This window comes from Mycobacterium colombiense, assembly GCF_001672755.1.
Taxonomy (GTDB): domain Bacteria; phylum Actinomycetota; class Actinomycetes; order Mycobacteriales; family Mycobacteriaceae; genus Mycobacterium; species Mycobacterium colombiense_C.
In genome coordinates, this window is sequence record NZ_LZKI01000046.1 from 1 (window position 1) to 15,250 (window position 15,250).

General features: G+C 65.7%; 16 protein-coding genes and 1 tRNA gene. 12 read left to right on the forward strand and 5 right to left on the reverse strand.

Annotated features, from left to right (window positions below; genetic code table 11):
• From A5708_RS06010 to A5708_RS06045, 8 genes are all read left to right on the forward strand, one after another.
• The coding region (locus A5708_RS06010; RefSeq protein WP_155765909.1) for a ParA family protein at nt 1–353 on the forward strand (353 nt) is incomplete at its 5' end.
• Complete coding sequence (locus tag A5708_RS06015) at nt 350–1,165, forward strand: segregation/condensation protein A (RefSeq protein WP_065027743.1); 816 nt, start codon at nt 350–352, stop codon at nt 1,163–1,165. The genes A5708_RS06010 and A5708_RS06015, both read left to right, overlap by 4 nt.
• Complete coding sequence (gene scpB / locus A5708_RS06020) at nt 1,166–1,873, forward strand: SMC-Scp complex subunit ScpB (RefSeq protein ID WP_065027744.1); 708 nt, start codon at nt 1,166–1,168, stop codon at nt 1,871–1,873.
• A complete protein-coding gene (locus A5708_RS06025) occupies nt 1,873–2,616 on the forward strand; it encodes a pseudouridine synthase (RefSeq protein ID WP_065027745.1) in 744 nt (247 codons plus the stop codon). The genes scpB and A5708_RS06025 overlap by 1 nt, the downstream gene beginning before the upstream one ends.
• The gene (gene cmk / locus A5708_RS06030) at nt 2,613–3,296 is read left to right on the forward strand and encodes a (d)CMP kinase (RefSeq protein ID WP_065027746.1); all 684 of its coding nucleotides are present in this window, start codon (nt 2,613–2,615) and stop codon (nt 3,294–3,296) included. The genes A5708_RS06025 and cmk overlap by 4 nt, the downstream gene beginning before the upstream one ends.
• Nucleotides 3,293–4,693 carry a ribosome biogenesis GTPase Der gene (der, locus tag A5708_RS06035; protein ID WP_065027747.1) on the forward strand — a complete coding sequence of 467 codons (1,401 nt, stop codon included), beginning with the start codon at nt 3,293–3,295 and terminating at the stop codon, nt 4,691–4,693. Before cmk ends, der begins: the two co-directional genes overlap by 4 nt.
• A 192-nt stretch (nt 4,694–4,885) precedes the next feature.
• Nucleotides 4,886–4,959: transfer RNA gene (locus tag A5708_RS06040), tRNA-Pro, on the forward strand.
• 1,111 nt (nt 4,960–6,070) lie between these two features.
• Nucleotides 6,071–6,406 (forward strand): hypothetical protein, encoded by a 336-nt coding sequence (locus A5708_RS06045; RefSeq protein WP_065027748.1) that lies wholly within the window; start codon nt 6,071–6,073, stop codon nt 6,404–6,406.
• A gap of 9 nt (nt 6,407–6,415) precedes the next feature.
• Here the strand turns inward: A5708_RS06045 and A5708_RS06050 are convergent, their stop codons facing one another.
• The gene (locus tag A5708_RS06050; protein WP_065027749.1) at nt 6,416–7,087 is read right to left on the reverse strand and encodes a DUF2510 domain-containing protein; all 672 of its coding nucleotides are present in this window, start codon (nt 7,085–7,087) and stop codon (nt 6,416–6,418) included.
• A gap of 260 nt (nt 7,088–7,347) precedes the next feature.
• On the opposite strand from A5708_RS06050, the gene A5708_RS06055 reads away from it, so the two are divergent.
• The gene (locus A5708_RS06055) at nt 7,348–7,647 is read left to right on the forward strand and encodes a hypothetical protein (protein WP_065027762.1); all 300 of its coding nucleotides are present in this window, start codon (nt 7,348–7,350) and stop codon (nt 7,645–7,647) included.
• A gap of 22 nt (nt 7,648–7,669) precedes the next feature.
• Here A5708_RS06055 and A5708_RS06060 read toward each other — a convergent pair whose 3' ends face one another.
• From A5708_RS06060 to A5708_RS06070, 3 genes are all read right to left on the reverse strand, one after another.
• Nucleotides 7,670–8,104: a DUF4383 domain-containing protein gene (locus A5708_RS06060; RefSeq protein ID WP_064953314.1), complete on the reverse strand. Its 435-nt coding sequence runs from the start codon at nt 8,102–8,104 to the stop codon at nt 7,670–7,672.
• A gap of 75 nt (nt 8,105–8,179) precedes the next feature.
• Nucleotides 8,180–8,758, reverse strand: coding sequence for a cyclic nucleotide-binding domain-containing protein (locus A5708_RS06065; protein WP_065027750.1), 579 nt, complete (start codon nt 8,756–8,758; stop codon nt 8,180–8,182).
• Nucleotides 8,759–8,866: 108 nt separating this feature from the next.
• On the reverse strand, nt 8,867–10,423 hold the full coding sequence (locus A5708_RS06070; protein WP_065027751.1) for a succinic semialdehyde dehydrogenase: 1,557 nt from the start codon (nt 10,421–10,423) through the stop codon (nt 8,867–8,869).
• Between the two features lie 442 nt (nt 10,424–10,865).
• Between A5708_RS06070 and A5708_RS06075 the strand changes: the two genes are divergently transcribed.
• Nucleotides 10,866–12,098: a fatty acid desaturase family protein gene (locus A5708_RS06075; RefSeq protein ID WP_065027752.1), complete on the forward strand. Its 1,233-nt coding sequence runs from the start codon at nt 10,866–10,868 to the stop codon at nt 12,096–12,098.
• A 94-nt stretch (nt 12,099–12,192) separates the two neighbouring features.
• On the forward strand, nt 12,193–12,939 hold the full coding sequence (locus tag A5708_RS06080) for an ANTAR domain-containing protein (protein ID WP_065027753.1): 747 nt from the start codon (nt 12,193–12,195) through the stop codon (nt 12,937–12,939).
• A gap of 39 nt (nt 12,940–12,978) precedes the next feature.
• Here A5708_RS06080 and A5708_RS06085 read toward each other — a convergent pair whose 3' ends face one another.
• A complete protein-coding gene (locus A5708_RS06085) occupies nt 12,979–13,773 on the reverse strand; it encodes a GAP family protein (RefSeq protein WP_065027754.1) in 795 nt (264 codons plus the stop codon).
• A 1,196-nt stretch (nt 13,774–14,969) separates the two neighbouring features.
• Between A5708_RS06085 and A5708_RS25990 the strand changes: the two genes are divergently transcribed.
• The gene (locus A5708_RS25990) at nt 14,970–15,194 is read left to right on the forward strand and encodes an MbtH family protein (protein ID WP_081292836.1); all 225 of its coding nucleotides are present in this window, start codon (nt 14,970–14,972) and stop codon (nt 15,192–15,194) included.
• Nucleotides 15,195–15,250: the final 56 nt, after the last annotated feature.

Here is a 15,250-nt window from a genome sequence, read left to right on the forward strand (position 1 = left end):
CCTGCGCCGACGGCGTGGTGATCCCGACCGAGTGCGAGTACTTCTCGCTGCGCGGGCTGGCGCTGCTGACCGACACCGTCGACAAGGTGCGCGACCGGCTGAACCCGAAGCTCGAGATCAGCGGGATCCTGCTCACCCGCTACGACCCGCGCACGGTCAACTCGCGCGAGGTGATGGCCCGGGTCGTGGAGCGCTTCGGGGATCTGGTGTTCGACACCGTGATCACCCGGACCGTCCGCTTCCCGGAGACCAGCGTGGCCGGCGAACCCATCACCACGTGGGCCCCGCGATCCACGGGGGCCATCGCCTATCGCGCGCTGGCCCGTGAGTTCATCGACCGATTCGGCGCGTGAACGCGACCGAAACCGGTGAGGCGCCACAGCAGAACGGCTTCCAGGTCCGCCTGACCAATTTCGAGGGCCCGTTCGACCTGCTGCTGCAGCTCATCTTCGCCCATCGCCTCGACGTGACCGAGGTGGCGCTGCACCAGGTCACCGACGACTTCATCGCCTACACCCGTGAAATCGGTCCGCAGCTGGAGCTGGAGGAGACCACGGCGTTCCTGGTGGTCGCCGCGACCCTGCTGGACCTGAAGGCGGCGCGGCTGCTGCCCGCCGGACAGGTCGACGACGACGGGGACCTCGCGCTGCTGGAGGTGCGGGACCTGCTGTTCGCCCGGCTGCTGCAGTACCGCGCGTTCAAGCACGTCGCCGAGATGTTCGCCGAACTCGAGGCCACAGCGCTGCGCAGCTATCCGCGCTCGGTGTCGCTGGAGGACCGGTTCACCGAACTGCTACCCGAGGTGATGATCGGCGTCGACGCCGAACGGTTCGCTCAGATCGCCGCGATCGCGTTCAGCCCGCGCCCCGTCCCGACCGTGTCGGTCGCGCACCTGCACCAGGTCCAGGTGTCGGTGCCCGAGCAGGCCAAGAAGCTGCTGGCTATCCTCGAAGCGCGGGGCAGCGGGACGTGGGCGACGTTCTCCGACCTGGTCGCCGACTGCGAGGCGTCGATGGAGGTGGTCGGGCGCTTCCTGGCGCTGCTCGAACTGTATCGGTCCCGGGCGGTAGCATTCGACCAGTCAGAGCCGCTTGGCGTGCTCCAAATCTCGTGGACCGGGGAACGTCCGGCCAGTGAAGCCTTGGTAGAAGTGCGGGACGAATAAGTGACTGAAGACATGCCGGACGTCGATCTCGAAACGGATCTCGACGTGGGCATCCCGGACATCGCCGAAGTCGCGCCCATGGAAGCCGAGGAACTCGGTTCCGTGCTCGAGGCGTTGCTGCTGGTGGTGGACACCCCGGTGACCGCCGAGGCGCTGGCGTCGGCCACCCAGCAACCGGTGTACCGGATCGCCACCAAGCTGCAGGAGATGGCCGAGCAGCTCACCGAGCGCGACAGCGGCATCGACCTGCGGCAAAACAGCGAGGGGTGGCGGATGTACACCCGCGCCCGGTTCGCGCCCTATGTCGAGAAGCTGCTGCTGGACGGCGCGCGGTCCAAGCTGACCCGGGCCGCGCTGGAGACACTGGCGGTGGTCGCCTACCGCCAGCCCGTGACGCGCGCGCGGGTGAGCGCGGTGCGCGGCGTCAACGTCGACGCCGTGATGCGCACGCTGCTGACGCGCGGCCTGATCACCGAGGCCGGGGTGGACGAGGATACCGGCGCGGTGACGTTCGCCACCACCGACCTGTTCCTGGAGCGCCTCGGGCTGACCTCGCTGGCAGATCTGCCGGACATCGCGCCGCTGCTTCCCGACGTCGACACGATCGAGGACCTCAGCGAATCCCTGGACAGCGAGCCACGTTTCATCAAATTGTCCGGCGGTCAACCGTCCGACCAGTCGCTGACGTTCGACGTGGACCAGGATTGATGGAAGAAGCTCAGGGGATCCGGCTGCAAAAAGTGTTGTCCCAGGCCGGAATTGCATCGCGGCGGGCCGCCGAGAAGTTGATCATCGACGGCCGCGTCGAGGTCGACGGGCAGGTGGTGACAGAACTGGGCGCCCGGGTCGACCCGGACTCCGCGGTGATCCGCGTCGACGGCGCCCGGGTGGTGCTCGACGACTCGCAGGTGTATCTGGCCCTGAACAAGCCGCGCGGTGTGCACTCGACCATGTCCGACGACCGCGGCCGGCCCTGCATCGGCGATCTGGTCGAGCGCAAGGTGCGCGGCAACAAGAACCTGTTTCACGTCGGGCGGTTGGACGCCGACACCGAAGGGCTGATCCTGCTGACCAACGACGGCGAGCTCGCGCACCGGTTGATGCACCCTTCCCACGAGGTGCCCAAGACGTACCTGGCGACGGTGACGGGGTCGGTGCCGCGTGGGCTCGGCAAGAAGCTGCGTGCCGGCATCGAATTGGACGACGGGCCGGCCAAACTCGACGAGTTCGCGGTGGTGGACGCCATTCCGGGCAAGACGCTGGTGCGGGTGACGCTGCACGAGGGTCGCAATCGCATTGTGCGCCGACTGTTGGCGGCCGCGGGATTCCCGGTGGAGTCGTTGGTGCGCACCGACATCGGGCCGGTCTCGCTGGGCAAGCAGCGGCCGGGCACCTTCCGGGCGCTGGCTCATCACGAGATTGGCCAGCTGTATAAAGCGGTGGGCCTGTGAGCGATGTGGTAATCGCTATCGACGGCCCAGCGGGCACCGGGAAGTCCTCGGTGTCAAAGGGATTGGCGCAGGCGCTCGGTGCGCGCTACCTGGACACCGGCGGGATGTACCGGATGGTGACGCTGGCCGTGCTGCGCGCCGACATCGACCCGGCCGACGCCGATGCCGTCGCCCGCACCGCGGAAACCGTGCAGATGTCGATCGACTATCGCCCCGACGGCGACCGTTATTTCCTTTGCGGAGAGGATGTCTCGACGGAGATCCGCGGCGACCTGGTCACCGGCTCGGTGTCGGCGGTGTCCTCGGTTCCGGCCGTGCGCACCCGGCTTGTCGACCTGCAACGCGAAATGGCCGGGGGCCCGGGCAGTGTCGTCGTCGAGGGCCGCGACATCGGCACCGTCGTGCTGCCCGACGCACCCGTGAAGATCTTCCTGACCGCGTCGGCCGAGACGCGGGCGCGGCGACGCAACGATCAAAACGTGGCCGCCGGGCTGGCCGACGACTACGAGTCGGTGCTGGCCGACGTCCGCCGCCGCGACCATTTGGACTCCACCCGGGCGGTATCGCCGCTGCGGGCGGCCCCGGACGCGGTGGTCGTGGACACCAGCGAGATGACCGAGGCCCAGGTGATCTCGCACCTGCGAGACCTGGTCAAGCAGCGAAGCGGAGCGGTTCGGTGAGTCAAGACGGCACATGGAGCGACGAAAGCGACTGGGATTCCGTCGAATTGGGCCTCGACGAACAGGAGGAGGCCGGCCCGGCGCCAGTGGTCGCGGTGGTCGGCCGGCCCAACGTCGGCAAGTCGACCCTGGTGAACCGGATCCTGGGCCGACGGGAAGCGGTGGTGCAGGACATCCCTGGCGTCACCCGCGACCGGGTGTCCTACGACGCGCTGTGGACCGGGCGCCGGTTCGTCGTGCAGGACACCGGGGGATGGGAACCCGATGCCAAGGGACTGCAGCAGCTGGTGGCCGACCAGGCGTCGGTCGCCATGCGCACCGCCGACGCGGTGATTTTGGTGGTCGACGCCGTCGTCGGCGCCACCACGGCCGACGAGGCCGCCGCCCGGATTTTGCTGCGGTCGGGCAAGCCGGTCTTCTTGGCGGCCAACAAGGTTGACAGCGATAAGGCCGAGGCGGACGCCGCGATGCTGTGGTCGCTGGGGCTCGGTGAGCCCTACGCGATCAGCGCGATGCACGGGCGCGGCGTGGCGGACCTGCTCGACGCCGTGCTGGCCGCGCTGCCCGAGGTCTCCGAGGTGGCGCCCGCATCCGGTGGCCCGCGGCGCGTGGCACTGGTCGGCAAGCCCAATGTCGGCAAGAGCTCGCTGCTGAACAAGCTCGCCGGCGACCAGCGCTCGGTGGTGCACGACGTCGCCGGGACCACGGTCGATCCGGTGGACTCGCTGATCGAGCTGGGCGACAAGGTGTGGCGGTTCGTCGACACCGCGGGTCTGCGGCGCAAGGTCGGTCAGGCCAGCGGGCACGAGTTCTACGCCTCGGTGCGCACGCACTCGGCCATTGACGCGGCCGAGGTGGTGATCGTGCTGATCGACGGGTCGGACCCGCTCACCGAACAGGACCAGCGGGTGCTGTCGATGGTTATCGAGGCCGGCCGCGCCCTGGTGCTGGCCTTCAACAAGTGGGACCTGGTCGACGAAGACCGCCGCGAGCTGTTGGAGCGTGAGATCGACCGCGAACTGCTGCAGCTGCGGTGGGCGCCGCGCGTCAACATCTCCGCCAAGACCGGGCGGGCGCTGCAGAAGCTGGTGCCCGCGATGGAGACCGCGCTGGCGTCGTGGGACGCGCGGATCCCGACCGGCCCGCTGAATTCGTGGCTCAAAGAGGTGGTGGCGGCCACGCCGCCCCCGGTGCGTGGGGGCAAGCAGCCGCGCATCTTGTTCGCCACCCAGGCCACCGCCCGGCCCCCGACTTTCGTGCTGTTCACCACAGGCTTTCTAGAGGCCGGGTATCGGCGCTTCCTGGAGCGACGGCTGCGCGAGACATTCGGGTTCGAGGGCTCGCCGATCCGGATCAACGTGCGGGTGCGCGAAAAGCGGGGAGCGCGGCGGCGCTGAGCGGGTTTTCGGCTCTGTCCAGAGCATTAGGTGACTTTCAAACGCGCTAGCACCGGCGCTAGCGTATTCGGGAAGCACACCATCCTTACCGGGATGCCCGGAGTCGACGCCACGACGGGGAAGGTCGATTGGCGGGGTGCCGGGTCCTCTGCGGTAGGCTTTCGACCTGCTGCCGGTGCACGCATCGGCGCGCGGGCTGTGGCGCAGTTTGGTAGCGCACTTGACTGGGGGTCAAGTGGTCGCAGGTTCAAATCCTGTCAGCCCGACACAGGTGAGACGAACTCTACGAGCCCCGCGATGAAGCATTCCAATGCTTCCCCGCTGAGGACCCACCCTTACGAAAGCCATCCGAGCACCAGGTCGAACTTGCAAAGGTCGCGGCCTGCGTAATTGAACTCGATGGAATCGTCGGTCTGGGCCGAATTTGCTTCTGAGTCCCGCGAAGCGGTGGCTCTCCATCGCGCAGATGAAGCCGACGACGGGCAGCGCCGCCGCGATGCCGCCGGCCAGCAGTGAGAGTTGCATCTGCTATTGGCCCGTGTCGCTACACCACTCACCCGTACCACGGTGAGGGTTGGGCACCAACTGCCCGGTGAGCTGACTCATCATGTGGCAGGGCGGTTTGCACGTCACAGCAAAAGCGCCACACGACCCGTTCTGGTCAGCCTTACCCAAATAACCCTCCGGCAGCACCAAAGGCCACTGACTCGGGTCTTGGCAGATGCTGAGACGACCGGAGACCTGCGTACAACCTGGGTCAGCCTGTGCTGGCATGGACACCGCCAGAGGGGCGATAAGTAACGCGGCTGAGACAGCCACTGCTGCGATCTTCATGTGGGCTCCTCAGTAGCGGGGCTGCTGGCCCGACATGCGGGCATCGTTACATGCGGCAATTTCAATCGGCGAACCAACGACGCACGGATCGCCAGGAGTGCATCCGCTTGCCAGACCGCAATAGTTCTGATTCCTCTCGGCCTGCAGACACTGCTCGTGCAACTGCTGAAGCCGGGGTGTCATTTGGACGTTGGCGGGAAGTGGCGGGCACAGCGGACCTGCCTGGGCAGGAGCCGGTGTGATCACCGGCATCGCCCCGAAAGGAACAGCCGCGACTGCTGCTATCGCTAGAACCCGACTGAGTTTCATGGACATTTTTAGCTCCTTCCCAGAGCGATGCGACGCGCCGAAGATTGGCATCTCGCCCGCTGACTGCGTGGTCGGATGCCCTTAGAGTCGGGGCACTGGCTACCGTTTGATTGTGTTGCCGGGCTGCGAAGTTGGGATGAGTAGTCCGCTACTCGCTTTGTGTCGATCGAGGGGAGGCGGTGGGATCCCCCTCGCCCGCAACCGCCACCCGACGCGATGAGAGCATGGCCTCCGATGACCACGCACACCTGCATGGGCTGCGGCCTGGAAACCCGTTACTCCTATTGGCGCAACTGCACGGGTTGCGGCTTAGACACCCGCTGCTCGTACGACGCAGATCGGCCGGATCGGTATCAGCAGGCCGCGCTGGCATTCGAGGTGCCTGCCAGGATCGTCAGTCTGAGCGAGAAGCATCCGACGGCCGCGATGGCGTTGCTGGTGCCGGGCTCGCTCATCGCCATGGCCGCGGTCGCCGCGTACCCCCTGGTGTTCGTGCCAGTGCTGATCCTGCTCGCCCTGGCTATGGTGGCGTCCGTCCGCTATGAGGACGCCCGCACCCCACCGAAGTAGTAGACCGGCCTACGGCTGAAAGGCCGGAAGAACATTGCCGGAATCGCGGATCTCCCAGATGCTGGCCTTGCTGATGCCATCGAAGTTGATCTTGTTCAGCGTCGCCTTCGAATACGTGAGGTCGATCGCCACCTGAGTCGAGGTGTTGCCGTACGGGTCGGTCATCGGGAAGGTGCCCTGCACGTTCACCGCGGACGCGTCCGGATAGGTCGCTTTCGCGTACTTGAGGATGTCGATGGTGTCCAGCCGGGCGCCGTCTTTGATCAGCTGCTCGGTGTAGTTGTCACGAATGGCGAATCGGGCGTTGACGACGTCGCCGGTCGGGCCCGGAGAGGTGGTGAACGTGACGCCCTCTGGCTTCTTGGGGCCGGCCGGTGTCGACGGCGCCGCCTCCGCCGGGCCCGCCGCGACCGAATTGCTCGATGGGGTCGAGTGGCCGGCATTCTTCGGGTCGAAAATCCAGCTTTTGCCCACCAGGATGAGGAGGACGAGGACGCACAGCGCCGCCAGCGCCAGGACCGCCTTCCCGGAGAGGCCCTTCTTCGGCGGCTCCGCGGAGAACGCCCACTCGCTGGTCCAGCTGGTGCCGTCGAAGTACCGCTGCAGCCCGTGGCCTACGGCGGGGTCGGGGTACCAGCCCGGCGCCGATTTCGGCGGGGGCGGCGCCTGTTCAGACGGCATCTATCCATTTTGGTCGTGCCAAAGAGATTCGGGCTACCCACCCCGGCGGCATCGCAACCTCCTTCTTCGACCGACGGGCTACCCGCAGCGTGCGATCTGAAGACCCCGAGGACGCAAACTTCGAGTAAGCCGCTCCGGCAAGCCTAGGCGCTGGACATGTGTGACGGCGGCGGGCCGGAGATGTGAACTCGCGATGGCCCCGGCGTGACGGTTCGGCGTTCGACGCGTCGGCGCGCCCGGTGCGGGATATGAATCTAGGCGTGAGCACCCACCGCGTGAACCTGACCCCGCAGGAAAGCTCGTTGATCGGCGAGAGTCATCCCGAGGCTCTCACGCGCCTGGACGAGAGGTCGCTGAAGGACTTGCAGAGCCGGCTGAGGCAAGCGCGCGAGAAGAACTTCAGCCTGTTGCGGCGTCAGGGCGCGGCTCGGGTGGCCTCCGAAGGCGCCCGCGGCTCCGCGCAGCCGGCCAACGAAAAGCGCGGCGAAAAGGTGGAGATCTTCGACGAGGCGCTGGTTCGGGTGAGCGAGCGCATCGGCGCCATCGGCGGCAACGACTAGAGACTAGTTCAAAAGCCTTGCGTTACGGTGCTTTCCGGAGATCGGCGAGCGAGTTTCGAAGCCCACCATCCATCCGGATCTGGACGGCGGCGACCGCAACCATGATCGCGGCGGTCACCAAGTGCACCACCGCGTCAACCGTGTTGTTGGGGAAGTTGAACACGAACGCGACCTGATGCGAGAAGAAGGCCCAAATGCCCGGCAGCGCACCGGCTATCGCGGCGAGCAGTAGATACAACACGGCCAGCGACTTCCGCAGCGCGCACACGAGCCCCGGCGCGAACAGCGCCAGTCCGGCGACGGCATGCCAGCCGTTGTAGTCCATGCCGAGCAGCTGCACGGTCGGCGCATCAGGTCCGGTCGCGAAGCTGGGATTGAGGATGAACCCGATTACCGCCTGAATGACATGAAAAACGCAGATGATCACCAGCCCGACCTGGGCGAAGCTCCACCTCACATTGCACCCCCTTGTGCGTGGCGAGATGCCCGAATACTACGCCCGGTAGTAGATCGGGGTCAACGAACGCAGGGGCTACGCTGTGCCGTCCCGTTCGATCCAACGGGTCAGCGCATCTTCGAGCGCGGTCGCGACGTCCACACCGGCGCTGACAGCGGCCTGCTCAAACCGCTCGACCAAGTCGGTGCGGACCGAGGCGCCCAACCTGGAGAACGGTGGTTTTGGCTTCGGCGGCAGGTCTACGGGTACGTGTCGCGCGACGGACGCGTCGATGATTTCGCGAAGTGCCGGTATCTCGCCGAGCAACGCGTCGAGGTCGTCGCGTTCTATCCGTAACAACTCGGCCGGCCCCATCGTCGTTACGGTCGCGGAACGCAGCCTGCCACGATGAAGCGCCGATTCGCCGATCACCTCGCCCGGCCCCAGCGAGGCGACACGGTCCCGGCCGATGTACACGCCCACCTCCCCGCTGAGCAGGATGTAACAGGAGTCCGACGGGGTCTGCTCATGAATCAGCGGCAATGCCGCCGTTGTCGCAGTGCGATGGGCCACTCGGGCGAGACGCTGTAGTTGAGCAACCGAGAAGTTGCCGAATGTGGCGTACCCGCGTAGCCGCCGAGCGTCTTCCACATATTGCTTCGCATCGGCCTTCATAGCGGGCTCCTGACGTGCGATGTGCCGCTGACATCGACGAGCGTAACGCGGATTTACGCTACGAACGGCATAATGCAGCGACGTAAATCGCCGGGCCGCCGACGAGACTCACTTCCGACCGGGAAGCTTCGATACCGTCCGCACGATGGGCAACAGCGACTTCTGCCATAGTTTCCCCGGAATGCCAAGGGGCGGATCGAGATTGAACACGCGCGCGGTCGCGATCGTCTGCGATTCGGTGTACTTCAGCAGACCCTCGGGGCCGTGCCGGCGGCCGACGCCGGACTGGCCCATCCCGCCCATCGGTGCGCTGAGACTGCCCCACGCGAACGCGTAACCCTCGTTGACGTTCACCGTCCCCGACCGCAACCGCGAGGCGAGCCGCTCGCCCTCCGCCGAGGACGCGGCCCACACGCTGGCGTTGAGCCCGTACTCGGTATCGTTGGCCTTCTCGACGGCCTCATCCGCGTCGGCGACGGGATAGATCGAGACGACCGGCCCGAACGTCTCGTTGGCCGCGCACTCCATCTCCTGCGTGACGTCGGTCAGCACCGTCGGCTCGTAGAACAGCGGCCCGACGTCGGGCCGGGCGTTGCCGCCGGCAATCACCTTGGCGCCCTTGGCTTTCGCATCGTCGACATGATCCGTCACGGTATCGAGCTGGCCCGCGGAGATCAGGCTGCCCATGTCGACCGAGAAGTCATATGCGGTGCCCAGCTTCATGTTTCGCACTGCGGCACCGAACTTGCCGATGAAATCGTCGGCGATGTCCTTCTCCACATAAATTCGCTCGATGGAGATGCACAGCTGGCCCGCGTTCGAGAAGCACGCGCGGGTGGCCGCCTTGGCGGCCTTATCCAAGTTGGCCCCCCGCGTGACGATCATCGCGTTCTTGCCCCCGAGTTCGGCCGAGAAACCGATCAGCCGGCGACCCGCGTGTTCGGCGAGCTGCCTGCCGGTGGCGGTCGAACCGGTGAACATCAAGTAGTCGCAGTTGTCGATGATCGCGGTGCCGACCACCGAGCCCGGCCCGGGCACGATCGCATAGAGCGCCCGCGGCAGCCCCGCCTCATAGAGCAGCTCAGCGCACGCGAGCGCACAGTACGGGGTCTGGCTGTCCGGCTTGAGCACCACCGCGTTACCCGCCAGCAGCGCCGGCACCGAGTCGGACACGGTCAGCGTCATGGGGTAGTTCCACGGCGAAATCACCCCGACCACGCCCTTCGGCTGGTAACCGACCGTGGTCTTGCCGATGCCGGGCAGCAGCGCGGGCACCGTGTGGGGTTTGAGCAGATCCGCGGCAACGCTTGCGTAGTAATTCGCGTTCGCCATCAGGTCGATGAGTTCCTCCTGGGCCGCCCAGCGGGCCTTACCGGCCTCGGCCTGCAGGAGATCCATCAGGAACTCGCGGTTCTTCACGACGAGGTCGCGATAGCGGGCGATAACGGCGACGCGCTCGGTGACCGGGCGGTTCGCCCAAACGGCCTGGGCCGCGCGCGCTTCGGCGAACGCGGCTTCGACGTCTTCGGCCGTGCCGACCGGGATCGTGGTCAGCGGCCTGCCCGTGAAGACCTCGTCGATCGTCTTCGTCTGGCGTCCGGTGATGTCTTTGATCGCGGCGAGCTGACGCAAACGGTCGAAGACCTCGGCTGACGGTGCGGGCATGTCATCACCTCTCGAACGGTGTCCAAAACACCAGCCTATTGGCTTCGGCTCCGGGCGAGGCGGTCGTGTTCAGTCGGAGCGAGGCGTCTGCGGGGTGCGGCACTGGTCCGGGGGCGGAAGGTTCATCCGCCGGTTGAGAAAACTGGCGGGGCATGTAGCATCGTCGCTCGACGCAAGGCGGCCTGTCCGTCGCGTCGCTCAGGTCGGCCGTGGGGGGATACGGTTGGCGGCCGCGTTCGAAGGTATCGATTGTGGTTCGGTGCCGCGGGTCCGCTGTACCGGTTGAGGTTCTCCTGCTTGGCTGACGTCGCGCTGGGTGCGTGTGCGCGGAAACGACGAACCGATAGATCGGACGTAATAAAGAATGCTGCGGCTCGCAAACCGTGCCTGCCTGCGTGCCGCACAAACGCCGCTCAGCGCGCGCCGAGCGGGTTGAGCGCCGATGGCCATCACCGACATCGCCGAATACGCCCATCTCAGCGAGGCGGACCTGGAGGCCTTCGCGGCCGCGCTGGAAGCCATCCGTTCCGATGTCGAGGCCTCACGCGGCGCCAAGGATCGCGCATACATCAAGCGCGCCATCGCTTTTCACCGATGCCTCGAGGTCGCGGCCAGGCTCACTATCGGCATGAGCAAGGGCAGGTGTGGCTGGGCCGTCGGGACCGCCGCCCTGGCCGCCGCCAAAACCATCGAGAACATGGAACTCGGCCACAACATCAGTCACGGTCAATGGGACTGGATGAACGACCCGGAGATCCATTCCAATACCTGGGAGTGGGACATCGCCGGTCTCACATCCCAGTGGCAGCACTCCCACAACTACCGACACCACGTCTTCGCGAACATCGTGGACGTGGACGACGACCTCGGATTCCGCATCATGCGTGTCAGCCGGGACCAGCAGTGGCAACCCGGCGCGCTGCTGCAGCCGTTGTATGCGGTGCTGCTGGCGCTGGCCTTCGAGTGGGGCGTCGCGATACATGGCTTGATAGCAGTCCAGGAACTCGAAGCCACGGACGCCGCCAAATCCGCCCACAAGACGGCGATGCTTCGCAAGATGGCTCGCCAGGCGGGTAAGGACTATGTCGTCTTCCCGGCGCTGAGCCGTCGGCGGTGGTGGCGCACCCTCGCGGCCAACGTGGTGGCCAACGGCCTGCGCAACGTCTGGGCCTACATCGTGATCGTCTGCGGCCACCTGGTGGACGGTGCGGAGAAGTTCACCGAATCGGTGCTGGAGGACGAGACGCAGGCCGAGTGGTACCTGCGTCAAATGCTGGGTACCGCGAACATCGAGGCCGGCCCGGTATTGGGGTTCATGACGGGAAATCTCTGCTACCAGATCGAGCATCACCTCTTTCCCGATCTACCGAGTAACCGTTACCGCGAGATCGCGGCACGGGTGCGCGAGGTGTGCGCCACCTACGACCTGCCCTACACGACCGGTTCGCTGCTTCGCCAATACCTGCTCACGGTGCGCACGATCTGCAAATTGGCGCTACCGGACTGGCTTCTGTCGGCTACGTCCCACGACGCACCCGAGACGGCGTCCGAGCACAGGTTCCGCAATACCGCCCGGCGATCACCGAGCGGGGAAAGCGACATGAAGCGACGTGGGTTGGCGACCGCGATCCTGGATCGCGGTGACCGCCGGGAGCTCTGGAGACGCTCCGCCTAGCCGTCGAATCACGCTGCAGCGCAGTCTGCTGCCTCCGATGCCTGCTGCTCATCGTGGGTTAGACACCGGGGCAAACGGGTAAGCGCCACCCACAATGCGCAACCAGGATCGGTTCAAATTGATCGCCCGAGAAGTGGTCCAAGGTGCATCGGGCGTGTGTTGCTTGCTTCTCGATCGCGATCTGCGGATCCGCGCGGCAAGCAAAGACTACGAGCGCGTGACACTTCGCGAGCACGGCGAACTTCCCGGGCAGTACCTCTTCGACGCCTTTCCGGACAATCCCAGGGATCCGCGCGCCGACGGGACGGCGAAGCTCGCGTCGTCGCTGGAGACCGCGATGCGCAGCGGCCGTCTCCACAGGATGCGGATGCAGCGATACGACATCCCCGATCCCGCCGACCCCGACGAATTCATCCCGAAGGTGTGGAGGCCCACCAACTCGCCATTGCTGGATCACGGCGAGCTGGTGGGGGTGGTGCACACCGTGGCGGAAGTCTCGAAAAGCAAGCAACTTCTCGATGAGGTGGCCCGCGACGTCGATCACGGCGTCGCCTGGGATTCGGTGGACCTGCTGCACACCCTTGAAGCCGTCAGCGCGGTGGAGACCGGCCAGTATCTGCAGCGGCAGCAGGCGCTGGCCAAGGAGAACAGGCAACTGATGCGCGCCATCGCGTCCCGGGACACGATCGGCCAGGCCAAGGGCATGCTGATGGAGCGATTCAACATCGACGCCGATCGAGCGTTCGGCCTGCTGGCGCGGCTCTCGCAGGAGACCAACACCCGGGTCGAGGAGATCGCCAAGCACCTTGTCGAGGCGGAGCGCCCGCCGCGTTCGGGCTGAGGGCCGCGCCGCTTTAGAGGGCCGCTTTAGTGGGCCGCTTTAGAGGAGGTGCAGCCCCTGGGCCAGCTGTGACACCCCGACCACCGTGAACAGCGCCACCAGGATCTGCCGGTGGTAGGTCCGCACCCAGTCGTGCAGCACGAGCAAGAGAGAGTGGGTCTTCGCCGGCGTGACCACATAGCCGACGAGAATGACCTCGACGACGGCGTACATCAGGAGGATGAACGCGACGGAAGCGCTCGCCTGGGCGGTGACCGATGCCCCCGAGGCCGCGATGATCGCGACGATGAACAGGACACCGTCGACCGGCACCGAGATCATGCCGATCACCCACGCGACCCACGAGGACCCGCTCTCCCACGCGTTGTGGATGCGGCCGAGCAGACGCCGGAATAGCGGCGGGTTCTCGGTCGACTCATCCGGGACCCGGGTCAGCAGCCGCGGCATCGCGATCGGCGCGCCCGAGACCATCGACAGTTCCCGGGGGCGCTCGTCCTCGGGCACGGGTTGCGGCGTCCGTGCGCGGGTAAGGAAACGCACCGTCATCACAGCGGCGATCGACAGGCCGACCACACCGAGGCCGATTTGAATCTTGCTGAGGGTCGAGCTCGTCGACGGGGACGCCGAACCGTGCGCAACGTGTCCGAACATCGGGGTGAAGTTCAGCAGCATCAGCGGGATGAGCAACTCGGGAATGCACACGGTCAGCCCGCCGAGCCAGTACGCGAGCAGGCTCGGCCCGGGCCGTGGCCGAGAGATCATCAGCAGGGCGAGCCCGAGACGGACAGGATTGAGCGCAGCCAGGATCCCCAAGCCCAGCACCGACCCCCACATGGTTCGAGGCACTACCCGACACCGCCTGCGTCTAAACGCCGCCGAACCCCGTTGAGAACGCGAAATCATCGTTCGGCAAAGCCGGCTATGAATCAGCTGTGTGCGCCAAATTTGATCTTGTTCAACGGATTCGGGATATGCCGCCGGCCGCTCCGCGGGCCAGTTGGGCAGCGGATCCGCGAGCTGACGCCACCGGGCTGGTGCCCCCGCGTTCGGGGTGGCCGCGTTAGCGGGCTCGTGTGATGCGCGCGCGCTGGCGAATTCCGCGCTTGCCCAGGGCGCGTGAGATCAATCACAACGAGCCTGCGTGACGGGCTGCCCGGGGGTTGGACAAGGCCAGCCGGCAAACGTAGCCGGCGACGGTCACGCCCGACGAGACCAGCGGGCGATGGGGTCCCGGCGCCGACACCGCGGTCGACACGCGCCGGTGTCGGCAGCAATGAGCGCCGAAGGGCTCGGTGGATTTCCGCGATGACGTCGGCCTATGCCTAGCAAGTGCCCGTACCTTTTTGCACAGTGCGCGTGGGGGATTCGACAACGGGGCGAACGCGGGTAAGCTTGTGCGGGAACATCCGTGAATGCGCTGCTAGAACCCTTATGGTGTTGTAGTTGCGGAATAGCGCTGCGAGGCGCTGCCAGCGGGTCGCTGTCCGCATCGGGTGAAACCGGAAGTCAGAAGCAAAGATTGGGTGATCATCCGGGTGCGCTCTGCGTGTTGACTTCGGCAAACGGCCAACACCATGGCGCCGGTACTGTTGTGCACGCGTCAGATGCGCCCGCGAAGCAGTGATTAATGCAACACCTGCGCAACACGGTCTTTTGCTGCACGGCAACACAATCGCGCGGCAGTAGAATTTATCGCGGATCGGGTTATGTGAGAACGGAATTCAGATGTTTTGGGGAGCGACCGATGGGTACCCGGCGACCGTGGATCGCGACGTCGATGGTCGTAGCAGTGCGCATGGGCTGCGCTGCTTGGTAAACGGCGACTGTCGGCGAGGGGTCGGAATGGGTACCGCCACCATCATGTTGCGGCGCCATCCCTCACGACCGAGCTCGATGACGCTGATTTCCGGCGTGGGAGCTGGTCGACATACTGGCCGGGCCTGACGGCTCAATCCTCAAGCGCTGCAAGGACGCTCGCGGTGCGCGCAGCGTGATTTGTAAATTGTCGTTGATGTAAGGGGGTCCATCCGTTGCCGCTCAATCCGTTCGATGACGACAATGGCCGTTTTTTCGTCTTGGTCAATAATGAAGAACAACACAGTCTTTGGCCAACATTTACTGTCATTCCCGCCGGTTGGAGAGTAGTTTTTGGAGAAGCCGACCGCGCCACATGCCTGCACTACATCGAAGAAGCCTGGCCCGATATACGGGCGAAAAGTTTGCGCGACACGCTGACCGCGCCGGTTTGTGATTGATAGACAAATGTCGGTAAGAAGGGTTTCGGGGTCAAACTTTTAGTGGGGGGCGTGTA

What these genes read in the sequence shown, in the direction of transcription:
- A5708_RS06045 (WP_065027748.1), top strand. Translation starts at nt 6,071, where the DNA reads ATGACCACGCACACCTGCATGGGCTGCGGCCTGGAAACCCGTTACTCC.
- A5708_RS06085 (WP_065027754.1), bottom strand. Translation starts at nt 13,773, where the DNA reads ATGTGGGGGTCGGTGCTGGGCTTGGGGATCCTGGCTGCGCTCAATCCT.
- A5708_RS06050 (WP_065027749.1), bottom strand. Translation starts at nt 7,087, where the DNA reads ATGCCGTCTGAACAGGCGCCGCCCCCGCCGAAATCGGCGCCGGGCTGG.
- A5708_RS06075 (WP_065027752.1), top strand. Translation starts at nt 10,866, where the DNA reads ATGGCCATCACCGACATCGCCGAATACGCCCATCTCAGCGAGGCGGAC.
- A5708_RS06070 (WP_065027751.1), bottom strand. Translation starts at nt 10,423, where the DNA reads ATGCCCGCACCGTCAGCCGAGGTCTTCGACCGTTTGCGTCAGCTCGCC.
- A5708_RS06065 (WP_065027750.1), bottom strand. Translation starts at nt 8,758, where the DNA reads ATGAAGGCCGATGCGAAGCAATATGTGGAAGACGCTCGGCGGCTACGC.
- A5708_RS06080 (WP_065027753.1), top strand. Translation starts at nt 12,193, where the DNA reads ATGCGCAACCAGGATCGGTTCAAATTGATCGCCCGAGAAGTGGTCCAA.
- A5708_RS06025 (WP_065027745.1), top strand. Translation starts at nt 1,873, where the DNA reads ATGGAAGAAGCTCAGGGGATCCGGCTGCAAAAAGTGTTGTCCCAGGCC.